This window comes from Nocardia heshunensis, assembly GCF_054782115.1.
Genome location: NZ_BAAGTC010000007.1, coordinates 72,363 through 83,923, shown reverse-complemented (window position 1 = coordinate 83,923; position 11,561 = coordinate 72,363). Strand labels below are relative to the sequence as shown.

Annotated in this window: 12 protein-coding genes; 3 read left to right on the top strand and 9 right to left on the bottom strand. The window is 67.6% G+C overall.

All coding sequences use genetic code 11. The features are described 5' to 3' along the window. Nucleotides 1-4 precede the first annotated feature (4 nt). The gene (locus ACYVN4_RS23465; RefSeq protein WP_460724143.1) at nt 5-508 is read left to right on the top strand and encodes a nitroreductase family deazaflavin-dependent oxidoreductase; all 504 of its coding nucleotides are present in this window, start codon (nt 5-7) and stop codon (nt 506-508) included. 22 nt (nt 509-530) lie between these two features. Here the strand turns inward: ACYVN4_RS23465 and ACYVN4_RS23460 are convergent, their stop codons facing one another. Then, nucleotides 531-911: a nitroreductase family deazaflavin-dependent oxidoreductase gene (locus tag ACYVN4_RS23460; RefSeq protein WP_460724142.1), complete on the bottom strand. Its 381-nt coding sequence runs from the start codon at nt 909-911 to the stop codon at nt 531-533. Between the two features lie 169 nt (nt 912-1,080). Here ACYVN4_RS23460 and ACYVN4_RS23455 point away from each other — a divergent pair, with 169 nt between their 5' ends. Then, nucleotides 1,081-1,599: an NUDIX hydrolase gene (locus tag ACYVN4_RS23455; protein ID WP_460724141.1), complete on the top strand. Its 519-nt coding sequence runs from the start codon at nt 1,081-1,083 to the stop codon at nt 1,597-1,599. A 347-nt stretch (nt 1,600-1,946) separates the two neighbouring features. Here ACYVN4_RS23455 and ACYVN4_RS23450 read toward each other — a convergent pair whose 3' ends face one another. The 8 genes from ACYVN4_RS23450 to ACYVN4_RS23415 form a co-directional block, all read right to left on the bottom strand. Further along, nucleotides 1,947-2,627 (bottom strand): TIGR00266 family protein, encoded by a 681-nt coding sequence (locus tag ACYVN4_RS23450; RefSeq protein WP_460724140.1) that lies wholly within the window; start codon nt 2,625-2,627, stop codon nt 1,947-1,949. Between the two features lie 52 nt (nt 2,628-2,679). Beyond that, nucleotides 2,680-3,822, bottom strand: a complete 1,143-nt coding sequence (locus tag ACYVN4_RS23445; protein WP_460724139.1) for an ABC transporter substrate-binding protein — start codon at nt 3,820-3,822, stop codon at nt 2,680-2,682. Next, the gene (locus tag ACYVN4_RS23440; RefSeq protein WP_460724138.1) at nt 3,819-4,592 is read right to left on the bottom strand and encodes an ABC transporter permease; all 774 of its coding nucleotides are present in this window, start codon (nt 4,590-4,592) and stop codon (nt 3,819-3,821) included. Before ACYVN4_RS23440 ends, ACYVN4_RS23445 begins: the two co-directional genes overlap by 4 nt. After that, nucleotides 4,589-5,446, bottom strand: coding sequence for an ABC transporter ATP-binding protein (locus tag ACYVN4_RS23435; RefSeq protein WP_460724137.1), 858 nt, complete (start codon nt 5,444-5,446; stop codon nt 4,589-4,591). Before ACYVN4_RS23435 ends, ACYVN4_RS23440 begins: the two co-directional genes overlap by 4 nt. Before the next feature lie 178 nt (nt 5,447-5,624). Continuing rightward, the gene (locus ACYVN4_RS23430; protein ID WP_460724136.1) at nt 5,625-6,575 is read right to left on the bottom strand and encodes an ABC transporter permease; all 951 of its coding nucleotides are present in this window, start codon (nt 6,573-6,575) and stop codon (nt 5,625-5,627) included. Between the two features lie 13 nt (nt 6,576-6,588). After that, a complete protein-coding gene (locus ACYVN4_RS23425) occupies nt 6,589-7,626 on the bottom strand; it encodes a TIGR03842 family LLM class F420-dependent oxidoreductase (RefSeq protein WP_460724135.1) in 1,038 nt (345 codons plus the stop codon). Nucleotides 7,627-7,657: 31 nt separating this feature from the next. Beyond that, on the bottom strand, nt 7,658-9,079 hold the full coding sequence (gene hydA, locus ACYVN4_RS23420; RefSeq protein ID WP_460724134.1) for a dihydropyrimidinase: 1,422 nt from the start codon (nt 9,077-9,079) through the stop codon (nt 7,658-7,660). Beyond that, entirely contained in the window at nt 9,076-9,912 is an 837-nt protein-coding gene (locus ACYVN4_RS23415; protein ID WP_033085381.1) for a nitrilase-related carbon-nitrogen hydrolase, read from the bottom strand. Before ACYVN4_RS23415 ends, hydA begins: the two co-directional genes overlap by 4 nt. Nucleotides 9,913-10,035: 123 nt before the next feature. On the opposite strand from ACYVN4_RS23415, the gene ACYVN4_RS23410 reads away from it, so the two are divergent. After that, nucleotides 10,036-11,556, top strand: coding sequence for an aminotransferase class I/II-fold pyridoxal phosphate-dependent enzyme (locus ACYVN4_RS23410; RefSeq protein ID WP_460724133.1), 1,521 nt, complete (start codon nt 10,036-10,038; stop codon nt 11,554-11,556). The last annotated feature ends 5 nt before the right edge of the window (nt 11,557-11,561 follow it).

The window sequence follows — 11,561 nt, the reverse complement described above, 5'->3', positions numbered from 1 at the left end:
CGGCATGACCGAACAGACCCCGGACGCCAACCCCTATGGCACCCCGACGACGAGCGGGCCACAACCGATCCGCCCGACCCAGAATCTGCTCAACACCTTCATCCGCAGCCTGCTCGAGGTGCCGTTGCTGGCGCCCCAGGTCGGCAAGCGGCTCTGCGTTCTGCACGTGGTCGGGCGCAAGTCCGGCAAGGTCTACGACGTCCCGGTCGCCTACACCCGCCACGACGGCGAGATCCTGATCGGCACCGGCAAGCATCCCTGGGTGAGCAATATCCGCAAGGGCACGCCGATCGCGGTGTCCTTCGGCGGGCCCAAACACAGCGCCGACGCCGAGGTGCTCACCGACGCCGAATCGGTGGTGCGGCTCTCGGAAATCATCGCCCGCGACAACAAACAGTGGGCGAAGTTCAACGGCATGAGCATCGACGCGCAGGGCAACCCGAACCTGGCCGACGCGTATCAGAGCTGGCAGCAGGGCAGCGTCATCATCCGCCTCACCGTGCACTGACCCACCGGGTACCGACGGCGGCTCAGTCGACGAGCCGGGCCTGGACGTAGTCCTCGGCGTTCAGGCCCACCAGTGCCTGCCGGACCAGCGGCGGGGCCCAGGATGCCGATGCGTCGTGCCCGACGACCGGTTCGGTGAGGGTCACGGTGCGGCCGCGGGTCTCGAATTCGAAGGTGCCCGCGGCGCGGATGTTCTTGAGCCAGTCCACGTCCCGCCCGTAGGTCAGGGCGATGCGGTAGCCGCCGTCGCGCTGGAAGGCCATGACCGGCGCCCGATACTCCCGCCCCGATTTGCGGCCCCGGTGGATGACGATCCCGAAGAAGGGCAGGACCCGCGCGGGCACCCCCAGCACCGGATTGCTGATCTTGCGGTTGATCCTCGCGAGGGCCCGGGGCAGCGGCATGATCTCGTCCTCCCTGACGAAAACGGTTGCGCCCCTGAGGCTACGCCGCCGCCGATCATGGTGCGTGACATCGACGCCGCGCGGTGTCGCCGCCCCCGAGCGGGCTCGCTAGGGTGCTGTACAGGGCGCCCGATTCCCGCGGCGCGGCAGCAAGAAGGAGAGCCCGGCCATGTCGGAGATGATCGCGGTGTACGACGCCGCCGGCCGGGAGATCGGCGCCGAGGAACGTGCCGTGGTCTACGCCGAGGGCATCTGGCACGCCAGTGCGGGCGTGCTGGTCCGCTCCCGCGACGGCTCGAAGGTCTACGTGCACAAGCGAACCGACACCAAGGCGGTCTTCGCGGGCATGCACGACTGTCTCGCGGGCGGCGTCCTGGGCCCCGGTGAGGATCCGGCCGAGGCTGCGGTCCGCGAACTCGGCGAGGAACTCGGCATCGAACTGGGACCGCACGACGACCAGCCGCTCCCCTTGGCCAGTGCTTCCTGGGACGGCGTCTGGGCGGGCCGCCCGATGCGCTGCCACCTCTTCGCCTACGAACTGCGCTACGACGGCCCCATCCGCCACCAACCCGAGGAGATCGTCGACGGCTGGTGGTGGACCGACGAGGAATTGCGCTCCCACCTGGAGGACCCGAACTGGTCCTTCGTCCCCGACACCCGCACCCTCATCCCGGACCTGCTGCGCTGAACCCGACCCCGGACATGACGAAGGCCCATCGAGATCCCGCGCGAATTCGATGGGCCTTCGTTGCTACTTCGGTTCAGGCCGTGGGGGCCGAACCACTCGAGCTGCCGGTGAACAGACCCTGAATGGTCTTGATCAGAACCGACGCCAGGAAATCCGAAGCAGATCCGGACACGTGGTACTCCTCATCTTCAAACGACATGTCGGGCATGTGAATCATGCACGCTTCACATTCTTGGGGAAGCCGATTTCGCGAGAGAGTTTCCTCGGGCCCGACCGGAGTTACACCATAGAACGCGTTCCACCTGCGTTTATATCGGTTCGATAAACATGTGACTTACGTCACACTGCTAACCGGACGAAGTACTCGAACCAGCCCAGGCGGCGAACGCGCCGGGGTTGCGCGTCTGCAGCAGCACCCGGCCGGGGCCGATGAAATCGAAGACGAGACCCTCACCGGATTTCAGCGATTGCAGCGAGCGACCCGAGACCGCGCGGCGGATGGTGAAGTTCATGGCCAGGTCGTAGGCCACCACATGACCGGTGTCGATGGTGACCGGTTCGCCCGGACCCAGATCCACCACGTCGATGGCCCCGAACACGCCCAGCACCACCTCGCCCTGCCCGTGCGCGCGCAAGCCGAAACCGCCCTCGCCGCCGAACAGGTTCGCGAGCCCGCCCCATTTCGCCTCGACGGTCACCCCGTGGGAGTTGGCGATCCAGCCGCCGCGGCTAATGAAGAACGGACGGTCGGTGGCGATCGGTAGCGACAGCATGTCGCCGGGTAGCGCCGGGGCGACATCCACCCAGCCGCCTTCGGGCGGGGCGGTGAAGGTGGACACGAAGAACGACTCCCCCGCCAGCACCGAGCGCTTGAGCCCGGCCAGGATGCCGCCTTCGGCCTTGGCGGCCAAGGCGACTCCCGCCGAGTGGGCCACCATCGCGCCGCTCTCCACCCGCATGAGTTCACCCCCGGCCAGGAAGCAGCGGGCAATGGTCGAGGACGGATTGTGCCGCAATTCCACCTTCATGCCCGCGACCCTAACAGCGCGTGACCGGCCGGGGGTGAACCTCACGAATGCGTTATTTGCCGCCCTCGGTAAGCGTGACCGGCTGTGCCGCATAACCACTTCCGACCACGTCGACATTCTGCGATTTGAGCAGATCCAAGGCCTTGGTGACGTATTCGACGGTGTAGGCCGAGGCGTCGGGGTCCTTGGTGAGGACGGTCTTGCCCTCCTGATTCTTGGTGGTGCGCGCGATGGCGACGGTCCGGTCCCAGGCGGTCTTGTCGATCATCCCGATTCCGTTGGGGGACGGCCAGATCAGCTTGTTGACCTCGGTGATCTGCCACTGCTGGTGGCTGGCGCCGAGCGTGGATCCGGCGGCGACGGTGAGGTCGCGGCACTTGTCGACATTGTCGCGACAGAACGCCCACCCCTGCAGCGAGGCGGCGATGAATTTCACCGTCTGGTCGGCGTATTTCGAATCCTTCAGTTTTTCGGTATTGGCCCAGATGGCGTCCTGCAGCATGGCCACACCCTGGTCGTTCCAGTCGATGGTGGCGAAATCCTCAGGCGTGTACAGCTTTCCGGTGGCCGGGTTCTTCACCTCGAGCAGCTGCGCGTATTCGTTGTAGGACATGGCCTGCGCGGCATCGATATCGTGGGCGAGGAAGGCGTTCATATCGAACTGCTGCTGCACCAGGGTGACATCCTTGGCCGGGTCCAGTCCCGCCTTGGTCATGCCCGCGAAGAGTTCGAATTCATTGCCGTATCCCCAGTTTCCGACCTTCTTGCCCTTCAGGTCGGCCGGGCCGTTGATGCCGGCGCTCTTGAACGACACCTGCTTGGTGCCCGAGCGCTGGAAGATCTGGGCGACGTCGGTGATGCCCGCACCGGCCTCGCGCGAGGCGAGGGCCTTGGGCACCCAGGCGATCGCGTAGTCGGCCTGCCCCTGGGCCAGGACGGTCTGCGGGACGATATCGGTGCCGCCGTCGAGGATTTCGACGTCGAGGCCCTGCGCCTTGTAGAAGCCCTGTGCGGCCGCGGCGAGATAGCCCGCGAACTGGCCCTGCTTGAACCACTGCAGCTGCAGTTTGACCTTGGTGAGTCCGTCGGAGGTGGTGGAGTTGTCGGAGGTGCTGCATCCGGACAGTGCCGCCACTGCCAGCGTGACGGCGGCCAGCACGGCCCGGACGCGGTATCTTCTTGCGGTACTTCTCATTTCGATCTCCCAGGGATGGTGCGGGGTCTGCGGGTGAGCTGCTCGAGCAGCAACACGGCGGCCAGGAACACCAGGCCGAGGATCATGGCGGCCACCACGTACGCCCAGGCGCGCGGGTAGGCGGTATTGGCGGCTGCGGAGGTGATGCGGCTGCCCAGGCCGTGCTGCAGGCCGCCGAAGTATTCGGCGATGATGGCGGCGATCACCGCGCCGGGTGCGGCGATGCGCAGGCCGGTGAACAGGTGCGGCAATGCGGCGGGCAGCCGCACGGTGCGGGTGATCTGCCAGCCGGTGGCGGCGTAGGCGGTCATCAGATCGGCCTGGACACGCGGGACTTGCCGCAATCCCCGTGCGGCGCTGACGAAGACGGGAAAGAACACCACGATGGTGGCGACCAGGCGACGCGGCAGGTCGGTGGTGGTGGAGAACATGGAGTTGAGCAGCGGCGCGAGGGCCACGATCGGGACCGCGGCCGCGCCCGCCGCGAGCGCGCCCAGCACGCCGTCGACCACCCGGAAGCGGACCGCGACAATGGCCGCGGCGATCCCGAGCACCGAGCCCGCCAGCAGGCCGACGAAGGCGTTCTTCCCGGTGGCGACCGCCGCTTCGAGAATGGCGTGATGGTTGTCGGCGAAGGCTTTTCCGATGGCGCTGGGCGAGGGCAGCAGGAAGGACGGCACACCCGCGGCGACCGTGAGCACCTGCCACAGCACGAGCAGGACAACGCCGAAAAGCACTGGCGGCAACCAGGTTTTGAGGATACGGGTCATCGCATGTCCCGTCCTGCGGTGCTTTTCGGCGTGCCTGCGTCGCCATGCCCCTCATGCAGGGCGGCGCGGACCGCGGCCACGGCGGCGAAGAAATCCTCGCCCGAGCGCACGTCGTCGTCGCTGTCGCGGTCCCAGCCACCGGTCGCCAGCACCTCGGTGATGCGGCCCGGGCGCGGGGACATGACCACCACCCGATCGGAGAGGAATACCGCTTCCGGGATCGAGTGGGTGACGAAAAGTACTGCGGCCCCGGTCTCTTCGGCAATGCGCAGCAGTTCGCCCTGCATGCGCTCGCGGGTCATCTCGTCCAGCGCCCCGAAGGGTTCGTCCATCAGCAGCAACGGTGGTTTGCGGGCCAGGGCCCGGGCGATGGCGACGCGCTGCTGCATGCCGCCCGACAGCTCGGCGGGGAATCGCCGCGCGAAATCGGTGAGCCCGGTGATCTCGAGCAGTTCCGCACTACGCGCGCGGCGTTCCTTCTTCCCCACCCCGTGCAATTGCAGTGGCAGCTCGACGTTCTCCTGCACGCTGCGCCAATCCAGCAGTCCGGCCTGCTGAAACGCGATGCCATAGTCCTGGTCCAGCCGCGCCTGCCGGGCGGTCTTGCCGTGCACGACAACGGTTCCCGAACTCGGTTGCTCCAGGTCGGCGACGATCCGCAGCAGCGTGGACTTGCCGCAGCCGGAAGGGCCGATGAGGGAGACGAACTCACCTGCCGCGACGGTCAGGTCGATGTCCTGCAATGCGGTGACCGCACCGGCACCGAAGATCTTGCCGACGCCGCGCAGTTCCACGGCGGGCACGGCCTCGGCCGTCGCCGAATCCGGCAGGGACGCGGATGTCTCCACGGTCACGGGGTACCTCCGAAAGAACAACCGCTCTCGCCACGGCGTGACGCGGTCTCGACACGGTGATTGCGGACTTGATTCGACACTGGCTGGAATCGGTTGGGCACGGGACAGACTCGGACGGCCACGGCTGGACATCGGGGCGACGTCGGCAATGCACAAGGCTGCGCTGGTAGAGCTCGAGTCAAGGCCGCGCTCCCGAGGTGTATCCCGGGCGGGCGTAGCGGCGCAGCAGCACCTCGAGCGCCGAGACCAGTCCGGTCAGCACCACCCCCAGCAGCGCTGCCGCGATGACTGCCGCGTACAAGCGGGCCGCATTGCCGGTGGACTGCTGCGAGAACACGATGATCTGCCGCCCGATGCCACCCGCGGTGCCGGTCGAGATCTCGGCCACCACACTACCGATCACGGCGGCGGCCGCGCCCAGCCGCAGGGCGGGCAGCAGATGCGGCACCGCGGCGGGGAACCGCAGATGCACCAAGGTGGCCCACCATCCGGCCGCGCAGCTGTGCAACAGCTCCACGGAAGCAGTTGCCGGAGACTGCAACCCGCGCAGGGTACCGATGGCGACCGGGAAGAACACCAGGTAGGAAGCGATCACCACGATGCTCATCCACGGCTGCCAAGGCTGCCCGGCAATGTGGATCTTGCCGCCCCAACCGGCCACCAGCGGGGCCAGGGCGATCAGCGGAATGGTTTGCGAGACAATGATGTACGGCAGTAGTCCGCGTTCCACGAACGAGAACCGCTGCATCAGCATCGCCAGCGCGATGCCGACCACCGTGCCCGCGACCAGCGCCAGCAATGCGAGTTCGAGGGTGAATCCGGCCGTGCGCAGCAGGGTCGTGCCAACGGTGGTCTTGCCGTCCCGCTCCCCCAGCACCGTGAGCACCGCCCACGAGTGCGGCAACGCGGCATCGGTGGTGCGCGGCAGCACCCGCTGACCGCCGACGCTGACCCCGTTCGCCGGGACCAGCGCCTTCACCAGCTCCCACACGCCGATCACCAGCACGAACGCGGCGACCGGGTACACCAGCCGCCACACGCTCCGACCGGCGACGCCGAACCCGCGTTTGACTTGATTATCCTGCACCGCAACGGGATTCGTGACCACGGCCACGGTCGTCGCGGTCATAGCTCGTCCGCTCTCACGATTCGGTCACCGTCGCCTCGATCGGGTGGGCCAGGCGCAGCAGCACGGATTCGCCGTAGGCCTCGAGGGTCGAGGCCTTGGCGTCGTGTTGCAGGTAGACCGCGAACTGGTCGACGCCCATGTCTTCCAGTTCCCGCAGCCGGGTCAGGTGCTCGTCGGGGCTACCGAGAATGCAGAAGCGGTCCACGATCTCGTCGGGGACGAATTCGGCGTGGGTGTTCCCGGCGCGGCCATGTTCGTTGTAGTCGTAGCCCTGACGTCCGGCGATGTAGTCGGTCAACGCCTTCGGCACATCGGAGTCCGCGCCGTAGCGCCCGACGATATCGGCGACGTGATTGCCGACCATGCCGCCGAACCAACGGCATTGCTCCCGTGCGTGTTTGAGCCCCGCTTCGCTGCCGTCGGTGATGTAGGCGGGCGCGGCCACGCAGATGGTCACCGCGGCGGGATCGCGGCCCGCCCGCTCGGCGGCGGCCCGCACCCGCGCGATGGTCCAGGCGGTGATGTCCGGGTCGGCGAGTTGCAGGATGAAGCCGTCGGCCACCTCGCCGGTGAGATCCAGTGCGCGCGGCCCGTACCCGGCCACCCAGACCGGCAGCCGCGAGCCGGTCGCCCACGGGAACCGGACGGTGGTGTCGCCGATCTTCGCGCTGCGGCCGTTACCCAATTCCTGGATGACACCGATGGATTCGCGCAGCGTCGCCAGGTTGGCGGGCCGCCCGCCCAGCGTGCGCACCGCCGAATCACCGCGTCCGATACCGCAGATGGTGCGGTTGCCGAACATGTCGTTGAGGGTCGCGAAGGTGGAGGCGGTGACCGTCCAGTCCCGGGTGGACGGGTTGGTCACCATCGGTCCCACCACGACTTTGCGGGTCGCGGCGAGGATTTGGCTGTAGATGACATACGGTTCCTGCCACAGCAGGTGCGAGTCGAAGGTCCACACGTGCGAAAACCCGTGTGTCTCCGCGATTCTCGCCAGCTCCACCACCCGCGAGGCGGGCGGCGTGCACTGCAGCACCACACCGATATCCATGCGGCAGTTCTCCCCTCGTTGTCCGGTGGTGTCAGATGAGGTTCTGGGACAGCCCGCGCTTGACGAACCGGCCGTGGCCCGCGCTGCCCAGGTAGTCCCCGTTGTGGACGAGGATCCGCCCGCGCGAGAGCACGGTGTCGACGTGGCCGTCGATCTCGAAGCCCTCGTAGGCGGAGTAGTCCATGTTCATGTGGTGGGTCTTGCCCAGCCCAATGCTGGTGTGCCCGTTCGGGTCGTAGATCACCACGTCGGCGTCCGCGCCCGGACTGATCACACCCTTGCGCGGATACAGCCCGAAGGTGCGGGCGGGCGCGGTGCAGCACACCTCCACCCACTTCTCGAGCGAGATGCGGCCGTCCTTGACGCCCTGGAACATCAGGTCCATGCGGTGTTCGACGCCGCCGATGCCATTGGGGATCTTGCTGAAATCCCCGATGCCCATCTCCTTCTGGTCCTTCATACAGAACGGGCAGTGGTCGGTGGCCACGGTGGTGACGTCGCCGGTGCGGATGAAGCGCCACAGCTCGTCCTGATGCCCTTCGGCGCGGGCGCGCAGCGGGGTCGAGCACACCCATTTCGCGCCCTCGAAGCCCGGTGCGCCCAGGTTCTCCTCGAGCGAGAGGTACAGGTACTGCGGGCAGGTCTCGCCGAAAACGTTCTGGCCCTTGCCACGCGCCTCGGCAATCTGCTCGAGGGCCTGCTTGGCGGAAACGTGCACCACGTACAGCGGCGCGCCGGTCACCTGCGCGAGCATGATCGCGCGGTGGGTGGCTTCCTCTTCCATCTGCCAGGGCCGCGTGACGCCGTGGTAGTAGGGCGCGGTCTCGCCGCGCGACACCGCCTGCTCGACCAGCACGTCGATGGCGATTCCGTTCTCGGCGTGCATCATCAGCAAAGCCCCGAGATCACCGGCGGTCTGCATGGCGCGCAGGATCTGGCCGTCGTCGGAGTAGAAGACGCCCGGATAAGCCATGAACAGTTTGAAGCTGGAAACGCCCTCGGACACCAATTCGCTCATGCCCTTGAGGGATTCGGCGTCCACCGAGCCGACGATCTGATGGAAGCCGTAGTCGATCGCGCACTTCCCGGACGCCTTGTCGTGCCATAGCGCGAGACTGTCCTGCACCCGCTCGCCCGGCTTCTGGATGGCGAAGTCGATGATGGTGGTGGTGCCGCCGAAAGCGGCTGCCCGCGTACCTGTTTCGAATGTGTCCGAAGCTTCGGTGCCGCCGAAGGGCATCTGCATGTGGGTGTGGCCGTCGACGCCACCGGGAATCACGTACTTGCCCGTGGCATCGATGACGAGGTCGGAGGTGGCGGCGAGGTCACTGCCCAGCGCGGTAGACCCCGGCTGGATGACCGCGGCGATGGTCTCACCGTCGATCAACACATCCAGTTTCTGAGACCCGGTGGCGGACACCACGATTCCGCCGTGGATGAAGGTGCGGCTCACGGCTCCACCAGCTTTCCGTAGGCATCCGGCCGCCGATCCCGATAGAAAGCCCAGCGGTCGCGCACCACCTTGATCAGATCCATGTCCAGATCCCGCACCACCAATTCCGGCGCGGTATCGGAGGCGACCTCACCCACGAACTTGCCCTCCGGATCCACGAAGTAGCTGGTCCCGTAGAAATCGTCGTCCCCGTACTCCTCGATCCCGACCCGGTTGATCGCCCCGATGTAGTACTCGTTGGCTACCGCCGACGCGGGCTGCTCCAACTTCCACAGGTAACTCGACAGCCCGCGCGAGGTGGCCGACGGGTTGAACACAATCTCCGCGCCCGCCAGACCCAGCGCCCGCCAGCCCTCCGGGAAGTGCCGGTCGTAGCAGATGTACACGCCGACCTTGCCGACAGCGGTATCGAACACCGGCCAGCCGAGATTGCCCGGCCGGAAGTAGAACTTCTCCCAGAACCCGTTGACGTGCGGAATGTGGTGTTTCCGATACTTCCCGAGGTACGTCCCGTCGGCATCGATCACCGCCGCCGTGTTGTAGAGCAACCCCGGCTGCTCCTGCTCGTACACCGGCAGCACCATCACCATGCCCAGCTCGCGCGCCAGCGCCGCGAACCGCTCGGTGGTGGGTCCGGGCACCGACTCGGCATAGTCATAGAACTTGGTGTCCTGCAGCTGACAGAAGTAGGGCCCATAGAAGAGCTCCTGAAAGCAGATCACCTTGGCCCCGGCCGCAGCCGCCTGCCGCGCATAGTCCTCATGCGCCTTGATCATCGACTCTTTATCGCCGGTCCAATTGGTCTGCACCAGCGCCGCTCGAACAATCGCCATGCCTTGTGATACTGCACCTGAAACGAATCCACTTGTGTTACAAGTTGATGGAAACGATTTCGTGACCGTAAATCCTCCGACCCGGTGCTCGGAGCTCCCCGACCGGGCACGCAGAATGACGCTGTGACAACCGAACTCGGACCACCACACGCGGCCGGGGACGATGCCATCTCGACAGACACCGCCACCCCCCAGGACACCGCCGCCACCCGCGACACGCCGAACGACAGCGCGGCGTCGCTCGCGGCGGCCGCCCACGACCGCACCGCCACCGGCATCGCCGCGGCCGTCAGCCATCGCATCCGCTCCGGCGCGCTACCACCCGGCACCCGGCTGCCCACGGTCCGTGAGATGGCCCGTGAACTGCGGGTCTCCCCCGCCACCGTCAACCAGGCCTGGCGGGCGCTCGCGGCGGCCGGGGCGATCGTGGCCCGGGGCCGGGCGGGCACCTTCGTCGAGGACCGCCCACACCCGCGCCCCGCCCCGGCCGTCGGCCGCTATCAACGGTTACACCCGCAGTCGGACAACGCTTTTCGCATCGACCTCTCGCGCGGCACCCCCGACCCCACGTTGCTGCCCGATCTGACGGCCGCCTTGCGCGCGCTCGGCGGCACGGACGCGACCGGGGACGACCGCCTCGACGACCTGTCGGCCACCTACCTGGGCGAGGCCGTCCTCCCCGCGCTCGAGGCCACCATCCGCGCCGACTGGCCCGCCCGCGCCGAACGCTTCACCGTGCTCGACGGCGCCCTCGACGCCATCGACCGGCTGCTGTCCGCCCACGTGCACCTCGGTGACGCCGTGATCGTGGAGGACCCCTGCTTCCCGCCGTTCCTGGACATGCTCGCCCGCCTCGCCGGAAGACCGGTGCCGGTGGCGGTGGACCGCTCCGGCATGCGACCCGACCGCCTGGCAGCGGCGCTGGCCGCACACACTCCGGTCGCCGTGCTGCTGCAACCACGCGCCCAGAACCCGACCGGGGCCTCCCTGACTGCGCAGCGCGTCCGCGAACTCGCCGACGTGCTGGCCGACGCCGCCGTGGTCGCCGGAGCCGCCCCGCTGATCATCGAGGATGATCACAGCGCCGGAATCACCCACTCCCCCTTGCGTTCCCTGACCACGCGCCTGCCGACCCGCACGGTCCACATCCGCTCGTACTCCAAATCCCATGGCGCAGACCTGCGTCTGGCGGCGGTGGGCGGCCCCGCCGCCCACCTCGACCCGCTCATCGAACGCCGCATGCTCGGCCCCGGCTGGTCCTCCCGCCTCCTACAGCGTGTCCTGCTGCACATGCTCACCGACGACACCGCCCGCGCCACCGTCACCGACGCCCGCACCGTCTACCGCAACCGCTCCGAAGCACTCCGAAAAGCGCTCTCCCGCCACGACATCGACCTACCCCGTGGCGACGGCATCAACGTGTGGTTCCCCGTGGCCGACGAGAACGCCGCGCTGATCTCCTTGGCCGCCGCGGGCATCAAGGCCGCGCCGGGCGGCCCGTTCGAGGTCACCGACAATCCGCATACCGACCACCTGCGGCTGACGATCGCAGCCCTGCAGACTCACGAAATCCCGGACGTGGCACGCCATCTCGCCACCGCGGCGGCGGCCGTGCCGACCTACCGCCGCATCCGCAGGGCGTAGCACCG

Excerpts from the sequence above, each read along its gene's own strand:
- ACYVN4_RS23465 (WP_460724143.1), top strand. The coding sequence starts at position 5 with ATGACCGAACAGACCCCGGACGCCAACCCCTATGGCACCCCGACGACG.
- ACYVN4_RS23460 (WP_460724142.1), bottom strand. The coding sequence starts at position 911 with ATGCCGCTGCCCCGGGCCCTCGCGAGGATCAACCGCAAGATCAGCAAT.
- ACYVN4_RS23455 (WP_460724141.1), top strand. The coding sequence starts at position 1,081 with ATGTCGGAGATGATCGCGGTGTACGACGCCGCCGGCCGGGAGATCGGC.
- ACYVN4_RS23450 (WP_460724140.1), bottom strand. The coding sequence starts at position 2,627 with ATGAAGGTGGAATTGCGGCACAATCCGTCCTCGACCATTGCCCGCTGC.
- ACYVN4_RS23445 (WP_460724139.1), bottom strand. The coding sequence starts at position 3,822 with ATGAGAAGTACCGCAAGAAGATACCGCGTCCGGGCCGTGCTGGCCGCC.
- ACYVN4_RS23440 (WP_460724138.1), bottom strand. The coding sequence starts at position 4,592 with ATGACCCGTATCCTCAAAACCTGGTTGCCGCCAGTGCTTTTCGGCGTT.
- ACYVN4_RS23430 (WP_460724136.1), bottom strand. The coding sequence starts at position 6,575 with ATGACCGCGACGACCGTGGCCGTGGTCACGAATCCCGTTGCGGTGCAG.
- ACYVN4_RS23425 (WP_460724135.1), bottom strand. The coding sequence starts at position 7,626 with ATGGATATCGGTGTGGTGCTGCAGTGCACGCCGCCCGCCTCGCGGGTG.
- ACYVN4_RS23415 (WP_033085381.1), bottom strand. The coding sequence starts at position 9,912 with ATGGCGATTGTTCGAGCGGCGCTGGTGCAGACCAATTGGACCGGCGAT.